The organism is Nocardioides sp. IC4_145 (assembly GCF_011250565.1).
Taxonomy (GTDB): domain Bacteria; phylum Actinomycetota; class Actinomycetes; order Propionibacteriales; family Nocardioidaceae; genus Nocardioides.
The window spans coordinates 78863-96667 of sequence record NZ_JAANMS010000008.1 but is presented as its reverse complement, the minus strand read 5'-3'; the positions used below and the strand labels follow the sequence as shown (position 1 = coordinate 96667).

Sequence of the window (17805 nt, the reverse complement as noted above, 5' to 3'; positions counted from 1 at the left end):
CGAGCGGCGAGCCCTGGCGAGCGTCGACGAGCGGGGCTCCCGTGTGACCCGGACCACGCCTACGCTTCCGCCATGACGACGACGTCCGCACCGAGCACCACCCTTGCCAACGGCGGGCCCGGCCTCCCCCAGGAGCGCCGCCTGGTCACCGAGATCCCCGGCCCACTCTCGCTGAAGCGGCTCGAGCGCAAGCGCGCGCACGTCGCCGACGGCGTCGGCACGACGCTGCCGGTCTTCGTCGTCGCGGCCGGCGGCGGCGTGCTCGTCGACGTCGACGGCAACTCCCTCATCGACCTCGGCTCCGGCATCGCCGTGACGACCGTGGGCAACGCCGCCCCGGCGGTCGTCGAGCGCGTCTCGGCGCAGCTCGAGGCGTTCACCCACACCTGCTTCATGGTCACGCCGTACGACGGCTACGTCGACGTGTGCGAGCGGCTCGCGGAGCTCACGCCGGGCGACCACGCGAAGAAGTCGGCGCTGTTCAACTCGGGCGCCGAGGCGGTCGAGAACGCCGTCAAGATCGCGCGGGTCGCGACGGGCCGGGACGCGGTCGTCGTCTTCGACCACGCCTACCACGGCCGCACGAACCTCACGATGGCGATGACGGCGAAGAACATGCCCTACAAGCACGGCTTCGGGCCGTTCGCCGGCGAGGTCTACCGCGCCCCGATGTCCTACCCGTTCCGCGACGGGCTGTCCGGCGAGGAGGCCGCCCGGCGGGCCGTCGACGTCGTCGAGAAGCAGGTCGGCGCCACCAACCTGGCCTGCGTCGTCATCGAGCCGGTGCAGGGCGAGGGCGGCTTCGTCGAGCCGGCGCCCGGCTTCCTGCCGGCGCTGGCGGAGTGGTGCCGGGCCCACGACGTCGTGTTCATCGCCGACGAGATCCAGTCCGGCTTCTGCCGCACCGGCGACTGGTTCGCGAGCGAGCACGAGGGGGTCGTGCCCGACCTGGTGACGACCGCCAAGGGGATCGCCGGCGGCCTGCCGCTCGCCGCGGTCACGGGCCGGGCCGACCTCATGGACGCCGTCCACGTGGGCGGGCTTGGCGGCACCTACGGCGGCAACCCGCTGGCCTGCGCGGCCGCGCTCGGCGCGATCGAGGAGATGCGCGCCGGGGACCTCGTCGGCCGGGCCCGGGAGATCGGCACGCTGATGCGCGGGCGGCTCGAGACGTTGCAGGCCGAGCACCCGGTCATCGGCGACGTCCGCGGCCGCGGGGCGATGATGGCGATCGAGCTGTGCGAGCCCGGCACCACCGAGCCCGACCCCGTGCGCGCCGCCGCCGTCTCGGCGTACTGCCACCAGCAGGGCGTCGTCACGCTGACCTGCGGGACCTGGGGCAACGTCTTCCGGTTCCTGCCGCCGCTGGCCATCTCCGACGCGCTGCTGCACGAGGCCTTCGACGTCGTCGCCGACGGGTTCCGCGCAACCGCTTGACGCGCGTCGAGCTTGACCGAATCGAGCGGGGCCGGTTCGATCCGCCTGTGACCTACGACACGATCATCAAGGGCGGCCGCTGGTTCGACGGGACCGGAGCGCCGTCGGCGGTGCGGCACCTGGGGCTGCGCGGCGGTCGAGTCGCCGCGGTCTCCGCGGAGCCGCTCGACGAGGCCGGTTGCCCCGAGGTCGTCGACGCCACCGGGCGGTGGGTCATGCCGGGCATGGTCGACATCCACACCCACTACGACGTCGAGGTGCTCGAGGGGCCGGCGCTCGAGGAGTCGCTGCGGCACGGCGTCACCACGATCCTGCTCGGCTCGTGCTCGCTCTCGACCGTCCACGTGGACGCGGTCGACGCCGGCGACCTCTTCGGCCGGGTCGAGGCGATCCCCCGCCAGCACGTCATCCGCTCGGTCGGCGCGCACAAGACGTGGCGCTCGGCGGAGGAGTACGTCGCCGCGCTCGAGTCGCTGCCGCTCGGCCCGAACCTCGCGTCGTTCATCGGCCACTCCGACATGCGCGCCGCCACCATGGGGCTGGACCGCGCCACCCGCGACGACGTCCGCCCCACCCGCAGCGAGCTGGACCGGATGGAGCGGATGCTCACCGAGGCGCTCGACGCCGGCTTCGTCGGCATGTCGGCCCAGCAGCTGCTCTTCGACAAGCTCGACGGCGACCTGTGCCGCTCGCGCACCCTGCCGTCGACGTACGCGAAGGGGCACGAGATGCGTCGCCTGCGCGATGTCCTGCGCCGCCGCGGCCGCGCCCTCCAGGCCGGCCCCGACGCCACCCACCCGCACACGATCGTCACCCAGGCGCTCGGCTCGATCGGGCTGTGGCGCAACCCGCTGAAGACCAGCCTGCTCTCGGCCGCCGACATCAAGGCGATCCCGTTCATCATCCACCTGATGCGCCTGCTCGGCGGGGTCGTCAACCGGCTGGGAGCCGACTTCCGGTGGCAGCACCTGCCGGTCCCGTTCGAGGTGTACGCCGACGGAATCGACCTGGTGATCTTCGAGGAGTTCGGCTCCGGCGCGGCCGCGCTGCACCTGCAGGAGAAGCTCGCCCGCGACGAGCTCATGCGCGACCCGGCGTACCGCGCCCGGTTCCGCAAGGACTACGAGTCTAAGTACGGCCCGCGCGTCTGGCACCGCGACTTCTTCGACGCCGAGGTCGTCGAGTGCCCGGACGCCTCGGTCGTCGGCAAGTCCTTCGGCCAGGTCGGCGTCGAGCGCGGCGGCGCGCACCCCGTCGACGCGTTCCTCGACCTCGTGCTCGAGCACGGCACCGCGCTGCGCTGGCGGACCACGATCTCCAACCACCGCCCGAAGATCCTGCAGAGGATGGCGCAGACGCCGAGCATCCAGATGGGCTTCTCCGACGCCGGCGCCCACCTGCGCAACATGGCCTTCTACAACTTCGGCCTCCGCCTGCTCAAGCACGTGCACGACGCCGAGAAGGCCGGAAAGCCGTTCCTCGGCGTCGAGCAGGCCGTGCACCGGCTCACCGGCGAGCTCGCCGAGTGGTACGACCTCGACGCCGGCCACCTGCGCGTCGGCGACCGCGCCGACCTCGTCGTCGTCGACCCCGAGCGGCTGGACGCCTCGCTGGAGGAGTACGCCGAGTCGCCGGTCGACCAGTACGGCGGGCTGTCGCGGATGGTCAACCGCAACGACGCCACCGTCCCGCTCGTCATGGTCGGTGGTCGCACCGTCTGGCGCGACGGGCGGGCCGCCGACGTCCTCGGCCGCGAGCGGACCGGCCGCTTCCTCCGCGCCGGCCAGTCCGCCGTCGACCCCCTCCCCGCCTCCGGCGCCGACTCGCTGCCGTCGGCCAGTTGAGGCAGCCGGCTGGTCGGCGGTTTGTCAGGTTCGCCGGGGCCCCGATGAAACTGACGGTCCCCCGACGGAATTTCATCGGGGGACCGTGAGGTTCATCGGGGCCCCGATGAACCTCACGGCTACCGCCTAGGCCTCGAGCTCCTCGGTCCCCCAGGGGCTGCCGTAGGCGGTGAGCAGGTCGAGGAACGGCACGGCGTCGAAGGCCTCCGGGCCGAGGACGCCGGCGCCCTTCCACGCCCCGGTGGCGAGCAGCTCCAGGGCGACGACGGGATTGACGGCGGTCTGCCAGACGACGCACTGGTGGCCGTACTCGCGCATCGACCACTCGTTGTCGACCACGTGGTAGAGGTACGTCGACCGCGGCGCGCCGTCCTTGCCGCGGCCCGTGACCCACAGGCCCGCGCAGGTCTTGCCGGTCATCAGCGGGCCGAGCTCGGCGGGGTTGGGCAGGCAGGCGGCGACCACGTCGCGTGGGCTGACCTCGACCCCGCCGACGGTGACCTTGTCGGTGCGGTCGAGGCCGAGCTTGTGGAGGGTCTTGAGGACCTCGATGAACTCGTTGCCGAGGCCGTACTTGAACGTCGCCCGCTTGCAGTCGACCCAGCGCGGCATGAGGAGCACCTCCTCGTGCTCGACGTTGACGCACTCGACCGGTCCGATGCCCTCGGGGAAGTGGAAGACCTCCGGCTCGGAGAACGGCGCGGTCGTGCGCCACTCGCCGTTGCCGGTGCCGTCGCCCTCCCAGATCACCGGCGGGTTGAGGCACTCCTCGATGGTCGTCCAGATCGAGAACGACGGCGCGAAGTCGTGGCCCTCGACGGCGAGGTTCGCCCCGTCCCGGGTGCCGAGCTCGTCGATCTCGGAGAACAGGTGGTCGGCGGCGTACCGCGCGAACACGTCGGAGAGCCCCGGCTCGACGCCGATGCCGACGAGGGCCAGACGACCGTCGGCCTCCCACGCCTCGGCCTGGGCGAACTGCTCGTCGCCGAGCTTCACGCCGGTCTGCTCGTACGGCGCGTCCGGGTGCGGCCGCGACAGCGACATCGCCATGTCGAGGTAGTCGGCGCCCGCGGCCCGCGCCCCCTCGAAGACCGGCATCACGAAGCGCGGGTCGACCGCGTTCATCACGTGGGTGGCGCGGTGCTCGTGGGCGAGCGCCGCGACCGACTCGGCGCTCGAGGCGTCGACCTGCGCGGCGGTGAACCGCCCGTCGGCGGCTGCGGCCGCGCGCTCGGCCGAGGCCAGCGAGTAGTCCGCGACGACGACCGCCTCGAAGAAGTCGCGGCGTACCGCGATCGAGCAGAACGCCGCGCCGACGCCGCCGGCGCCGACCAGGAGGATGCGCATCGGTGCCGTCACGTCACTCACCGATGTAGCTCATGACGTGCTTGATCCGGGTGTAGTCCTCGAGGCCGTACATGGACAGGTCCTTGCCGTGGCCGGAGTGCTTGAAGCCGCCGTGGGGCATCTCGGAGACGTAGGGGATGTGGGTGTTGACCCACACGACGCCGAAGTCGAGGCCGCGCGACATCCGCATGGCGGTGCCGTGGTCGCGGGTCCAGACGCTGGAGGCGAGGCCGTACTTCACGCCGTTGGCCCAACGCAGGGCCTCGGCCTCGTCGGAGAACCGCTGGACGGTGATGACCGGGCCGAAGATCTCCTCCTGCACCTGCTCGTCGTCCTGCCGCAGGCCCGAGAGGACGGTCGGCTCGTAGAAGTAACCGGCCTCCCCCTGCCGGCGGCCCCCGGTCTCCAGCCGGCCGTGGTCGGGCAGCCGGTCGACCATGCCGCTGACCCGGGCGAGCTGGTCGGCGTTGTTGAGCGCGCCGTAGAGGACGTCATCGTCGTCGGGCATCCCGGTGCGGGTGGCGCGCGCCTGCTCGGTGAGCGCCGCGACGAAGTCGTCGTGGATGCCCGGCCCGGCGAGCACGCGGGTGGCGGCGGTGCAGTCCTGGCCGGCGTTGAAGTAGCCGGCCTCGGCGATCGCGGCGGCGGCCTTCTCGACGTCGGCGTCGTCGAAGACCACGACCGGCGCCTTGCCGCCGAGCTCGAGGTGGACCCGCTTGAGGTCGGCCGCGGCGGCGCCGGCGACCTCCATGCCGGCGCGGACCGAACCGGTGATCGAGACCATCTGCGGCGTCGGGTGCGCCACGAGCGCCCGGCCGGTGTCGCGGTCGCCGCACACGACGTTGAGCACGCCCGGCGGGAGGAACTCCTGGGCCAGCTCGGCCATCATCGTGGAGGTCGCGGGCGTGGTGTCCGAGGGCTTCAGGACGACCGTGTTGCCGGCCGCGAGCGCGGGGGCGATCTTCCAGACCATCATCGGCAGCGGGTAGTTCCACGGCGTCACCTGCCCGACGACGCCGATCGGCTCGCGGCGGATGAACGACGTGTGGTCGGCCAGGTACTCCCCCGCCGACTTGCCCTCCAGCACCCGGCACGCGCCGGCGAAGAAGCGGAAGTGGTCGACCGTCGGCGGCATCTCCTCGCTGGCGGTCAGCCCGATCGGCTTGCCCGTGTCGCGGCACTCCGCGGCCACGAACTCCTCGGCGCGCGCCTCGAGCGCGTCGGCGATGCGCAGCAGGGCCAGCGACCGCTCCTGGGGCGTCGTGGACCCCCAACCCTCGAAGGCGCGCTGCGCGGCGGCGTACGCCCGGTCGACGTCCTCGGCGCCCGACCGCGGCGCCCGGGCGTAGACCTCGCCGGTGCTGGGGTCGAGGACCTCGTAGGTCTCGCCGGAGACGGAGTCGACGGTCTGGCCGTCGACGACATTGCGGAACGACTGCTCGGCCATGGGCCGACCCTAGTGATCCGGAACGCGGATGGGGAGGTCTCGGCGCGATTCGTCCACGAAATCCGTCGCGAAACGTGCCGGACACATGCGGAATCGTGCGCGGCGGCTTGCTCCTGCCCCCGACCTCGGCGCACCATGGAGCCATGCACCCGGACTACGACCACCTGCAGCAGGCCGCCAAGGACCACCTGTGGCTGCACTTCTCCCGCCACGGCGCGTACGCCGAGGGCGACGTGCCGATCATGGTGCGCGGCGAGGGCGCCTACCTGTGGGACGCGACCGGGAAGCGCTACCTCGACGGGCTGGCGGGCCTCTTCGTCTCCCAGCTCGGCCACGGGCGGACCGAGCTCGCCGAGGCCGCGGCCAAGCAGGCCCAGGAGCTGGCGTTCATGCCGCTGTGGTCCTACGCGCACCCGCCGGCCATCGAGCTGGCCGAGAAGGTGGCGTCGTACGCCCCGGGCGACCTCAACCGCGTCTTCTTCACCAGCGGTGGCGGCGAGGCCGTGGAGACCGCGTGGAAGCTGGCCAAGAACTACTTCAAGCTCACCGGCAAGCCGATGAAGCACAAGGTGGTCAGCCGCTCGATCGCCTACCACGGCACCACCCAGGGCGCGCTGTCGATCACCGGGCTGCCGCTGCTCAAGCAGCAGTTCGAGCCGCTGGTGCCCTCGACCTTCCGGGTGCCCAACACCAACGCCTACCGCGCCGACGAGATCACCTCCGGCTTCCTGGACGGCTCCGACCCCGAGGCGTTCGGCCGCTGGGCCGCCGACCAGGTTGCGATCGCCATCGAGAACGAGGGCCCCGACACCGTCGCGGCGGTCTTCCTCGAGCCCGTGCAGAACGCCGGCGGCTGCTTCCCGCCCCCGCCCGGCTACTTCCAGCGGGTCCGGGAGATCTGCGACGAGTACGACGTGCTGCTGGTCTCCGACGAGGTCATCTGCGCCTTCGGTCGGCTCGGCCACATGTTCGGCGCGGAGCGCTACGACTACCAGCCCGACATGATCACCTGCGCGAAGGGCATCACCTCCGGCTACGCACCGCTCGGCGCGATGATCGCCTCGGACCGGCTGATGGAGCCGTTCCACGAGGAGAAGGCGATGTTCGCCCACGGCTACACCTTCGGTGGCCACCCGGTCTCGACCGCGGTCGGGCTGCGCAACCTCCAGCTCTTCGAGGAGGAGCGCGTCCTGGAGAACGTCCGCGAGAACGAGGCGGAGTGCCGCGCGATCCTCGAGCGCCTGCTGGACCTGCCGATCGTGGGCGACGTCCGCGGCGACGGGTACTTCTACGGGATCGAGCTGGTCAAGGACAAGAACACCAAGGAGTCCTTCACCGCCGAGGAGTCCGAGCGGATCCTCTACGGCTTCGTGTCCAAGCAGCTCTACGCCGAGGGGCTCTACTGCCGCGCCGACGACCGCGGCGACCCGGTCGTCCAGCTCGCTCCCCCGCTCATCTGCGGCCCCGAGCACTTCGAGGAGATGGAGCAGGTGCTCCGCGTCGTCCTCGACAAGGCCGGCTCCCTGCTCTGACCCTCCCCCCGCCGAGATGGCACTCCCGCAGCGCCGGAGTAGCAGCCCCGCAGGCGCGACCCTGCTTGGGCGCCACCTCGGCCCTGCGCGGGCGCCACCTCGGCCCTGCGCGGGCGCCACCTCGACCCTGCGCGGGCGCCACCTCGGCGGGTCAGGTGCGGGCGGCAAGCCGGCGGCGGTTGCCGACCTCGCCGACGACGACGATGGCGACCGAGACGAGGAACATCACGGTGCCGATCACGTTGACCTGCATCGGCACGCCGCGCTGGGCGACGCCCCAGACGTACATCGGGAACGTCGTGGTGGTGCCGGCGTTGAGGTTGGTGATGATGAAGTCGTCGAAGGACAGCGAGAAGCTCAGCAGCGCGGCGCCGAGGATGCCCGGGAACACCAGCGGGAAGGTCACCCGGCGGAAGGTCTGCACCGGCGTCGCGTAGAGGTCCATCGCCGCCTGCTCGAGGTGGTCGTCCATGCCCGCGAGACGGGCGCGGACCGCGACGACCACGAACGACAGGCAGAACATCACGTGGGCGACGAAGATCGTCCAGAAGCCGAGCTGACCGCTGAAGCCGGTCGCCACGAAGAGCGCCAGCAGCGAGGAGCCGAGCACGATCTCGGGCGCGGCCATCGGCAGGAAGACCAGCAGGTTGCTCGCGGAGCGGCCGGCGAAGTCGTGGCGCACCAGCGCGAACGCCGCGAGCGTGCCGAGCACGGTCGCCAGCAGCGTCGAGAGCAGGCCGATCTGGACGCTGCGCGCGAGCGCGTCGCACATGCCGGGGTCCGCGCAGGGGTTCGCCCAGTTGTCGAGGGTGAAGCCGTCGAAGGCGTAGACGTTGCGGCTGGCCGGCGCGTTGAAGCTCATCAGCACCACGATCGCGATCGGCACGAACGTGTAGGCCAGCACCAGCAGCCCCAGCACCAGCACCAGGTGCTCGCGCACCCACCTGCCCGCCCGGCTCACAGGAGCTCCTCCGTCCCCGCACGGCGTACGTAGAGCAGGACCATCACGACGATCAGCACCATCAGCACCATCGACAGCGCCGCGGCGGCTGGGTAGTCGTTGGCGTCGGTGAACAGGCTCTGGATGACCCCGCCGACCATCCGCTGGTTCGGCGAGCCGAGCAGCTCGGCGTTGATGTAGTCGCCCGAGGCCGGGATGAAGGTGAGCAGCGTCCCCGAGACCACGCCGGGCAGGGACAACGGCCAGGTCACCTTGAAGAAGCCGACGGCCGGGTGGGCGTAGAGGTCGCTGGACGCCTCGACGAGCCGCGGGTCGATCTTGTCGAGGCTGGCGTAGAGCGGCAGCACCATGAACGGCAGGAAGTTGTAGGTCAGGCCGGCCACGACCGCGACCGGCGTCGCGAGCAGCCGGCCGTCCTCGCCGAGCACCTGGAGGAACTGGAGCGTGTTCACGACCCAGCCGTCGTCGGCGAGGATCAGCTTCCACGACAGCGTGCGCACCAGGAAGCTGGTGAAGAACGGTGCCACGACCAGCACCAGCATCAGGTTCTTCCAGCGGCCGGCCTTGAACGCGATCGCGTAGGCCAGCACGTAGCCCAGGACCAGGCAGAAGAGCGTCGCCAGCGCGCCGTACCAGAGCGAGCGCAGCATCGGGCGCCAGTACTCCTGGAGCGCGTCGACGTAGTTGCCGACGGCCCAGGTCATCTCGTAGCCGCGGAAGTCGGAGCCGGCCGGGTCGTAGAGGCTGGTCGCGACCAGGGAGTAGAACGGCACGACGAAGAACAGCACCAGCCACAGCGCGCCCGGCAGGAGCAGCAGGTAGCCGGTCTTCCCGCGGCGCCGGCCGGTCTCCGGCGGCACCTCGGGAGGCGCGCCGGGCGTCGGGCCGGTCCCGGTGCCGGGTACGTCGAGGGGCGGGGCGACCCCCGCGGTGCTGGTCACTCAGCCACCCACGCGCTCGGCCGCACCGGCGGCGGCGTCCTGGCTGCGGTCGAGGAGGAAGGCGTACTCCGGCCGCCAGGACAGCTCGACCTGCTCGCCCTGGCTGAACATCCGGGTGCGCCCGGTGTTCTGCGAGAAGACCTGCAGCTCCTGGCCCCACGGCATCCGCACGAGGTACTGCGTGCTCACCCCGACGAAGCTCACGTCGCTGACGACGCCGCCCGGGATGGTGTTGCCGGGCGCGTCGAGCTCCTCGCCCGGTGGTCCGATCAGCACCTTCTCCGGGCGGATGCCGACCCAGCCGGCGTCGCTGTCGGTGTGCACGCGCGGGGTCGGCACGGAGACGGCGATGCCGTGCATGTCCACGCTGGTGACGTCGGCGGCCCGCTGCACGACCCGCCCCTCGATGAGGTTGGACTGGCCGAGGAAGTTGGCGACGAAGGTGCTGCGCGGGTTCTCGTAGAGCTCGGCCGGGGCGCCCATCTGCTCGATCACGCCGCCGTTCATCACCGCGACCGTGTCGGCCATCGTCATGGCCTCCTCCTGGTCGTGGGTGACGTGGACGAAGGTTCGTCCCACCTCCATCTGGATCCGCTTGACCTCGATCTGCATCGACCGGCGCAGCTTGAGGTCGAGCGCGCCGAGCGGCTCGTCCAGCAGCAGCACCTCGGGCTGGTTGATGAGCGCCCGCGCCAGCGCGACCCGCTGCTGCTGGCCGCCGGAGAGCTGCGCGGGGCGCTTGCGGGCCTGCGACGAGAGCTCGACCAGCTCGAGCATCTCGCGGACCCGGCGGTCGACGTCCTTCTCCTTGCGGCGGCGCAGGCCGAAGGCGACGTTCTCGAAGATGTCGAGGTGCGGGAAGAGCGCGTAGCTCTGGAAGACGGTGTTCACCGGTCGGCGATACGGCTTGGCGTAGGTGATGTCCTGCCCGGCCAGCGTGATCGTGCCGGAGGTCGGCGTCTCGAGTCCGGCGACCATCCGCAGCGTGGTGGTCTTGCCGCACCCGGACGGCCCGAGCAGCGCGAAGAACGACCCGCGCGGCACGTCCAGGTCCAGCGAGCGGACCGCCGTGAACCCGCCCGCGAACTCCTTGGTCACCTGGCGCAGCCGCAACCCGTCGTACGCCGTGTGGTCGCCGTCGCGCGCGGGTGCGGACGGGCGCTCGGGGCTCGTGGGGGTCTCAGCCACCTGTGACATCGGACCAGTCCCTTTCGTAGGCCATCGCCTGGCGGTCGTCGAGCGGCATGAAGGCGAAGGTCTGCGCGAGCATCTCCGCGTCGGGGAAGATGAGGGTGTTGTCGACCAACGAGGGGTCGAGCTTCTCCATCTCCTCCCGGGCGCCCTCGACGGGGCAGATGTAGTTGACCCAGGCCGCGAGCCGCGCGGCGATCGCCGGGTCGTAGTAGTGGTCGATCCAGGCCTCGGCGTTGGCCTGGTGCTCGGCGCCGTTGGGCACGAGCATGTTGTCGCTCCACAGCGCGAGGCCCTCCTCGGGCGCCACGAACCTGATGTCGGGGTTCTCGAACTGGAGCTGGATGACGTCGCCGGACCACGCCTCGCAGGCGACGATGTTGCCGGCGGCGAGGTCCTGGATGTACTCGTTCCCGGTGAACGCGCGGACCTGGCCGTCGCTCACCGCCTTGCGCAGCCGGTCGATCGCGTCGTCCCACTGGTCCTGCGTGAAGTCCTCCGGGTCGGCGCCGACCACCTTGAGCGCGAACGCCATCGTGTCGCGCATCTCCGACAGGAGCGTGACGCGCCCCTTGAGCGCCGGGTCGTCGAGCAGCTCGGCGAAGCTCCCGATCTCGCCGGTCTTCGCGGCGTTGTAGGCGACGCCGGTCAGGCCGGTCTGCCAAGGCGCGTGGTACTGCAGGTCGGGGTCCCACGCCACGCCGCGCAGCGGCTCGATGAGGTTGGCGTGCAGGTTGGGGACGTTCTTCCGGTCCAGCGGCTGGACCCAGCCGAGGCTGATCATCCGGGCCGCCATCCAGTCGGTCAGCATCATCAGGTCGCGGTCGACCGGCTCGCAGCTGCCGAGCTGGTTGCGCACCTTGGCGTAGAACTCCGCGTTGTCGTTGATGTCGTCGGTGTAGCGGACGGTGATTCCGGTCCGCTCCTCGAGCAGGTCGCGGGTGTTGCCCTCGTCGCGGCGCGGGTCGATGTAGCCCGGCCAGTTCGACACCACGACCAGCCGGTCGTCGGCGGACCGGTCGGGAGCCCGGCAGTCGGCGGGGTCCTGCTGGGCGCCGTCCTGGCCGAAGAGCGGCAGCACCCCCACGCTCGCACCCGCCACTGCGAGGCCCCCCAGGCCCCGCAGGACGGTACGCCGCGTGGCCAGCCCGCCGCGGGCAGCCGACGGGCCGGTGGGCGGTCGCGGTGTCATCCGGCTCCCCTCGGCGGCCGTGCGGCCGCAGCTCGTCTCGGGCTGGCGTGCTCCGGATCGTGCCACCGAGCGGGACCCCCGGCAAGCGAAACCGTCGACACGAAACGTGTTCGCAACGAAATCGCTCGTGCGGTCTCGGCCTGCCTCGGCGTTCCGTGGTCGCTCGGACCGGCCCCGCCGTGGGAGAGTGCCGCCCATGACCCGCCGGCAGGACCGCACCCCCGTGGTGCTCGACGACGTCTCGAAGGCGATTATCGAGCAGCTCCAGCAGGACGGTCGGCGTTCCTACGCGGCCATCGGCAAGGTCGTCGGGCTCTCGGAGGCCGCGGTGCGCCAGCGGGTGCAGCGGCTCGTCGAGGGCGGCGTCATGCAGGTCGTGGCGGTCACCGACCCGCTCGAGCTCGGCTTCGCGCGACAGGCGATGGTCGGCGTCAAGGTGCGGGGCCCGCTCGAGCCGGTCGCCGACGCGCTGAGCGCGCTCGACGAGGTCGACTACGTCGTGATCACGGCCGGCTCGTTCGACCTGCTCGTCGAGGTGGTCTGCGAGAGCGACGACCACCTCCTCGACCTGCTCTCCCACCGCGTGCGCTCGATCGAGGGCGTCGTCGCGACCGAGACGTTCATGTACCTCAGCCTGCGCAAGCAGACCTACTCCTGGGGTGTCCGTTGACCCGTTCGCTGTGGCACGACACGGCCCCGCCCGCGCCGTCGCGCCCACCGCTGCCGGGCGCCCGCGACGCCGACGTGGTCGTCGTCGGCGCCGGCTACACCGGGCTGTGGACGGCGTACTCCCTCGCCGTCGCCGACCCCTCCCTGCGCATCGTCGTGCTCGAGGCCGAGCAGGTCGGGCACGGCGCGTCCGGGCGCAACGGCGGGTGGTGCTCGGCACTCTTCCCCGCCTCCCTGCCCGCGCTGGCGGCCGCCGCCGGGCGCGACGCCGCGCTCGCGCAGCACCGGGCCATGCGCGCGACGGTCGACGAGGTGGCGCGGACCGCTGCTGCCGAGGGCATCGACTGCCACCTGGCCAAGGGCGGCACCGTCGTCGTCGCCCGCAACCGGGCCCAGTGGGCGCGCGCTCGCGCCGAGGTCGCCGCGGCACGCACCTGGGGCCGCGGCGAGGACGACCTGCGGCTGCTCGACGGGCGGGAGGCGACCGGCGTGCTGCGCGCGAGGAGCACCGTCGGCGCGACGTACACCCCCGACTGCGCCGCCATCCACCCCGCGCGCCTGGTCCGCGGCCTGGCCGAGGCGTGCGAGCGGCACGGCGTCACCATCCACGAGGGCACGCGGGTCACCGCGATCGAGCCCGGCCGCGCCCGGACCGCCGTCGGGGACGTGCGCGCCGACGTCGTCGTGCGCGCGACGGAGGGGTACACCCCGCTGCTGCCCGGGCAGCGGCGCGCGGTCGTCCCGGTCTACTCGCTCATGATCGCCACCGAGCCGCTGCCGGCCGCGGTGTGGGACGAGATCGGGCTGGCTCGGCGCGAGACGTTCAGCGACCACCGGCACCTGGTCATCTACGGCCAGCGGACCGCCGACGACCGGCTCGCCTTCGGCGGGCGTGGCGCGCCGTACCACCTCGGCTCGCGGGTCAGCCCCGCGTTCGACCGCGACGAGCGGGTCTTCGCCGGGCTGCACGCCACTCTCGTCGACCTCTTCCCCGTGCTCGCCGGCACGCGCGTCACCCACGCCTGGGGCGGCCCGCTCGGCATCGCCCGGGACTGGTGCGCCTCGGTCGGGCTGGACCGTCGGACCGGGCTCGCGTGGGCGGGCGGGTACGTCGGCGACGGGGTCGCCACCACGAACCTCGCCGGCCGCACCCTGCGCGACCTCGTGCTCGGCCACGACACCGAGCTGGTCCGGCTGCCGTGGGTCGGCCACCGCTCCCCCGCCTGGGAGCCGGAACCGCTGCGGTGGCTCGGCATCAACGCCGGCCTTCGCGCCACCCGCCTCGCCGACGCCGAGGAGTCCCTCACCCGCCGCCCCAGCCTCCTCGCCCGCTTCACCGCGAAGATCGTCCCTGCCGCTGGTTGAGCCGGCGTCGAGGGACTACCAGAACTCATCCGGCCGCGGTCGCGACCTGGGCCGATGCGCCCACGGGCCGACTTCTGGTAGCCGGTCGACGAGTACCGGCCTCGCCACCGCTGGTTGGGCCGAGGGCGCCGGCTCAACCAGCGACCGGGCCGCGGAGGGCGACGGGGGCGGAAGGAGCGAGCGGCAGCGACCGGAGGAGCAGGGCGTTCGCCGCGTGGTAGGCGTCGGGCTTGCCCGGCCAGGTCCCACCCGAGGGCGCGAGGCGGACGTCGAGCTCGTGGAGCCACGAGCCATCGCCCTCGACGAAGTGCTCGACGGTGAAGGTCCACCACCGCTCCGCCAGCGCCGCGTACCGCTCCCCGCCCGTCGCCCGGGCGAGCGCGTCGGCAGCGAGCACCGCCTCGCAGTGGACCCAGTGGAACCGCTGGTCGACGACGGGCGCCCCCGACCAGTTGATGGTGTAGGGGAAGCCGGTGCGGCCCTCGTCGGCGTCGGCGGCCGCCCGGTCGAAGAGGCCGACGGCCGCCTCGAGCAGCCAGGCAGGCGGCTCGTCGCCGGCGCGCTCGACCGCGGCGCGGAGCGAGACGAGCAGGCGGGCCCACTCCAGCCCGTGACCGGGCGTCGCGCCGTAGGGGCGGAACGGGTCGGCCGGTCGATCCCGGTTGTGCTCGGGCAGCGGCCGCCACGAGGCGTCGAAGTGCTCGACCACCCGCCAGTCGTGCGCGCGGGCGACCCGGTCGACGAGGTGCTCGGCGACGCGCAGCGCCCGGGCACGCCAGACCGGGTCGCCGGTGGCGTCGGCGGCGACGAGGTAGGCCTCGACGGTGTGCATGCAGCCGTTGGCACCGCGGTAGCCCTCGGCGACCGACCAGTCGCCGGACCACGACTCGACGCAGAGACCCCGCGCCTCGTCCCAGAAGCGCTGCTCGTGCACCGCCAGCGCACGCTCGAGCAGGTCGCCCGCGCCCGGCACACCGGCGACCGCCGCGGCGGCGGAGGCGAGCACGACGAAGGCGTGGTCGTAGCAGGACTTCGTGTCCTGCGTCGGCACCGCATCGGCGTCGAGGGCGCTCCACCAGCCGCCGTGCACGCGGTCCTCGAACGGCCCCGAGAGTGCGTCGACGCCGTGCCGCGCCAGCTCCCGGGCCGGCACCGGACCCGCGTCGTCCAGCATCGACGCGAGCGCGAAGACGTAGGTCATCCGCGCGTTGATCCAGAGCTCCAGCCCGCGCCCACCATCGACGGACCCGTCCCGGTCGAGGTGGCCGAACCCGCGGTCCAGCCGCGCGCCGGCGGCGAAGACCAGCAGCGGGTCCAGGAGCGTGCGGTCGACGGTCACGCGAACCCGTTGGCGGCCGTGCGCGCCGGCGGTCGCGGCGCGCGCAGCCAGGCCTCGAAGAACGCGTCGAGGTCCTCCCCGCTCACCCGCTCCGCGAGCGCCTCGAGCTGGGCGCCGGAGCCGTGCCTGCCGGCGCGGTCGCGCACCCAGGTCCGCAACAGCTGCCAGAAGTCGTCCTCGCCGATCCGCTGGCGCAGCGCCTGGAACGTCATCCCGCCGCGCACGTAGACCGGCGCCGCGAACATCCGGCTCGGCCCGGGGTCGTCGACCCGCAGGTCCCAGAACTCCTCGGAGCCGGCCAGCGCCGCGTGGGTGCGCTCCATCCACCGCTGCGCCGGCACGCCGCCGTGCGTCTCGGCGTACCGCGCCTCCAGGAACGTCGCCGCACCCTCGTTGACCCAGATGTCGCGCCAGCCACGCACCGAGACCGAGTCGCCGAACCACTGGTGGGCGACCTCGTGCACGACCGTGGCGAGCGCGCCGTCGCCGTGCATGACGGGGTACGTCGGCCGCGTCTGGTTCTCCAGCGCGAACCCCGGGTCGAGGCTGGTCGTCAGCCCGCCGGTCGACCCGAACGGGTAGTCGCCCACCTGCCGCTCGGTCCACCGGACGATCGCCGGCGTCCGGCGCATGAGGTCCATCGACCGCGACCGGTCCGGCTCGGGGATCCGGCGGGAGACGGCGACGTACCACGGCAGGTCCCGCTCGCCCGGCGTGGCAGCGCGGTCGGTGCCGCGGTCGACCTCGAAGGGGCCGGCGGCGAAGAACGCCAGGTATGGCGCCATCGGCTCCGCGGCCCGCCAGCGCGTGGTCGCGGTCCGGCCGTGGACGGTGCGCGAGACGAGCCGGCCGTTGCCGACGACCTGCTTGGCCGCCGGCACGGTCACCGCTACGTCCATCACGGCCTTGTCGCGCGGGTGGTCGTTGGCCGGGAACCACCACGGCGCCATGTGCGGCTGGTTCATGGCGACGACCTCGCCGCCGTCGGCCAGCCAGTTCCGCTCGCCCGCGTAGCCGAACCTCGCGGGACGGCCGGCGTACCGCACGAGCACGGTCACCACCTCGCCGGCGGCGAGCGGCCGGGCGGGCCGGATGCGCAGCTCGTGGCGGTCGGGGCGGGTCCAGCCGGCGCGGCGCCCGTCGACGCGGACGTCCTCCACCGGGAGGAGCAGGTCGAGGTTGAACCGCGACAACGCCTGGGTGGGCCGCAGCGTCAGCCGGGTGGTGCCGGAGAGCCGGCCGCGCGCGAAGTCGTAGCTGACGTCGACGTCGTAGCGCCGGACGTCGATGCCGCCGTTGCCGTCCCGGGGGAAGTACGGGTCGCCGATCCCGGCCGCGCCGGGCCGCGGACCCGTCGCGGCGCGCTCGCCAGGCAGGGCGGCCGCGGATCCGCCGAGCAGCAGCGCGGCGGTGAGCAGACCGGTCAGCAACCGACGGGTTCGGGGCACGGCGGAACGGTAACCCGGGGCACCGACGGGGCGGTCGCAATCCCGTTGCCACGACCGCTCGAGGACCTCGATGATGGTCCCGAACCGGGCGCCGTGGCGTTCCGGCAGCGGCCCCGCGATCGAGAGGAGCGTGACATGTCCATGACTGTCTCCGGCCTGCCCCCAGCAGCCCCTCTCCTCTCGCATCCCTGGAGCACCCTTGTCACTGCAGGACCCGCAGCAACCCCGCACCACCCCTGACCACCTCTCCGCGGTCGAGGTCGACCCCGCCTTCGTCACCGAGTGGCGCACCTACGACGAGCTCGACGACGGCCAGCGCTGGACGACGTGGTACGACGTGGAGCCGCTCGCGCGCGGACCCGAGCCCTGGCCCGACTGGCTCGTCACCTCCCGCGGCGCGGTCGACACCGACCTCGGCATCCTCAAGACCGGCAAGGAAGCCGACGTCTTCCTGCTCGAGCGCGGTGACCCGCACGAGCCGGACCGCGTCGTCATGGCGGCGAAGCGCTACCGCTCCTCCGAGCACCGCACCTTCCACCGAACCGCGTCCTACACCGAGGGCCGCAGCCGGAAGCGCTCCCGCGAGGAGCGCGCGGTCAAGCGGAAGTCCACCTTCGGCCGCCAGGTCGCCGCCGGCGAGTGGGCCCTCTCGGAGTGGGAGGCGCTGAAGCGGCTCTGGTCGCTCGGCCTGCCGGTCCCCTACCCCGTGCAGCTCGACGGCACCGAGCTGCTGATGGAGTGGATCCACGTCGAGGGCGAGGACGGCGTGGAGACCGCGCCCCGGCTGGCGCAGACCCGGCCGGCGCCGGCACTGCTGGCGTCGTACTTCGACCAGCTGCGCGACGCGCTCGCCGTGATGGTCCAGCACGGGGTGGTCCACGGTGACCTGTCGCCCTACAACATCCTGGCGGCCGGCGAGCGCCTGGTCGTCATCGACCTGCCGCAGGTCGTCGACCTGGTCGGCAACCTCAACGGGATGGACTACCTGCTCCGCGACTGCACCAACGTCTGCCGGTGGTTCCGCGCCCGCGGGCTGGAGGTCGACGAGCAGGAGCTCTTCGGCGAGCTGCTGGCCCACGCCTTCTAGGGACG

14 protein-coding genes are annotated in these 17805 nt (G+C 72.6%); 6 read left to right on the top strand and 8 right to left on the bottom strand.

Going from position 1 to position 17805, the window contains the following annotated elements; genetic code table 11:
• Positions 1-72: 72 nt before the first annotated feature.
• Both gabT and G6553_RS06055 read left to right on the top strand, forming a co-directional pair.
• The gene (gene gabT / locus G6553_RS06060) at positions 73-1437 is read left to right on the top strand and encodes a 4-aminobutyrate--2-oxoglutarate transaminase (protein WP_166190092.1); all 1365 of its coding nucleotides are present in this window, start codon (positions 73-75) and stop codon (positions 1435-1437) included.
• Between the two features lie 47 nt (positions 1438-1484).
• Positions 1485-3281, top strand: coding sequence for an amidohydrolase family protein (locus G6553_RS06055; protein WP_166190090.1), 1797 nt, complete (start codon positions 1485-1487; stop codon positions 3279-3281).
• Between the two features lie 126 nt (positions 3282-3407).
• Here the strand turns inward: G6553_RS06055 and G6553_RS06050 are convergent, their stop codons facing one another.
• Together G6553_RS06050 and G6553_RS06045 are read right to left on the bottom strand one after the other, a co-directional pair.
• Positions 3408-4649, bottom strand: a complete 1242-nt coding sequence (locus G6553_RS06050) for a saccharopine dehydrogenase C-terminal domain-containing protein (protein WP_347565535.1) — start codon at positions 4647-4649, stop codon at positions 3408-3410.
• Positions 4642-6075 (bottom strand): gamma-aminobutyraldehyde dehydrogenase, encoded by a 1434-nt coding sequence (locus tag G6553_RS06045; RefSeq protein ID WP_166190088.1) that lies wholly within the window; start codon positions 6073-6075, stop codon positions 4642-4644. Before G6553_RS06045 ends, G6553_RS06050 begins: the two co-directional genes overlap by 8 nt.
• 143 nt (positions 6076-6218) lie before the next feature.
• Here G6553_RS06045 and G6553_RS06040 point away from each other — a divergent pair, with 143 nt between their 5' ends.
• Positions 6219-7607 (top strand): aspartate aminotransferase family protein, encoded by a 1389-nt coding sequence (locus G6553_RS06040; protein ID WP_166190086.1) that lies wholly within the window; start codon positions 6219-6221, stop codon positions 7605-7607.
• A 151-nt stretch (positions 7608-7758) separates the two neighbouring features.
• Here G6553_RS06040 and G6553_RS06035 read toward each other — a convergent pair whose 3' ends face one another.
• Genes G6553_RS06035 through G6553_RS06020 form a run of 4 tightly spaced genes read right to left on the bottom strand, consistent with a single transcriptional unit; the run spans position 7759 to position 11892 of the window.
• Positions 7759-8568, bottom strand: coding sequence for an ABC transporter permease (locus G6553_RS06035; protein ID WP_166190084.1), 810 nt, complete (start codon positions 8566-8568; stop codon positions 7759-7761).
• On the bottom strand, positions 8565-9509 hold the full coding sequence (locus G6553_RS06030) for an ABC transporter permease (RefSeq protein WP_347565534.1): 945 nt from the start codon (positions 9507-9509) through the stop codon (positions 8565-8567). Before G6553_RS06030 ends, G6553_RS06035 begins: the two co-directional genes overlap by 4 nt.
• Positions 9510-10697, bottom strand: coding sequence for an ABC transporter ATP-binding protein (locus tag G6553_RS06025; protein ID WP_347565533.1), 1188 nt, complete (start codon positions 10695-10697; stop codon positions 9510-9512). It abuts the gene before it with no gap.
• A complete protein-coding gene (locus tag G6553_RS06020; protein ID WP_166190080.1) occupies positions 10690-11892 on the bottom strand; it encodes a spermidine/putrescine ABC transporter substrate-binding protein in 1203 nt (400 codons plus the stop codon). The genes G6553_RS06025 and G6553_RS06020 overlap by 8 nt, the downstream gene beginning before the upstream one ends.
• 196 nt (positions 11893-12088) lie before the next feature.
• Between G6553_RS06020 and G6553_RS06015 the strand changes: the two genes are divergently transcribed.
• Both G6553_RS06015 and G6553_RS06010 read left to right on the top strand, forming a co-directional pair.
• Positions 12089-12562 (top strand): Lrp/AsnC family transcriptional regulator, encoded by a 474-nt coding sequence (locus G6553_RS06015; protein ID WP_166190078.1) that lies wholly within the window; start codon positions 12089-12091, stop codon positions 12560-12562.
• A complete protein-coding gene (locus G6553_RS06010; protein WP_242680042.1) occupies positions 12559-13926 on the top strand; it encodes an FAD-binding oxidoreductase in 1368 nt (455 codons plus the stop codon). Before G6553_RS06015 ends, G6553_RS06010 begins: the two co-directional genes overlap by 4 nt.
• A gap of 133 nt (positions 13927-14059) precedes the next feature.
• Here G6553_RS06010 and G6553_RS06005 read toward each other — a convergent pair whose 3' ends face one another.
• Entirely contained in the window at positions 14060-15265 is a 1206-nt protein-coding gene (locus G6553_RS06005) for an AGE family epimerase/isomerase (protein ID WP_166190076.1), read from the bottom strand.
• Positions 15262-16713 carry a M1 family metallopeptidase gene (locus G6553_RS06000; RefSeq protein WP_166190074.1) on the bottom strand — a complete coding sequence of 484 codons (1452 nt, stop codon included), beginning with the start codon at positions 16711-16713 and terminating at the stop codon, positions 15262-15264. The genes G6553_RS06005 and G6553_RS06000 overlap by 4 nt, the downstream gene beginning before the upstream one ends.
• A gap of 199 nt (positions 16714-16912) precedes the next feature.
• On the opposite strand from G6553_RS06000, the gene G6553_RS05995 reads away from it, so the two are divergent.
• Positions 16913-17800 (top strand): RIO1 family regulatory kinase/ATPase, encoded by an 888-nt coding sequence (locus tag G6553_RS05995; RefSeq protein ID WP_242680040.1) that lies wholly within the window; start codon positions 16913-16915, stop codon positions 17798-17800.
• Positions 17801-17805 lie beyond the last annotated feature (5 nt).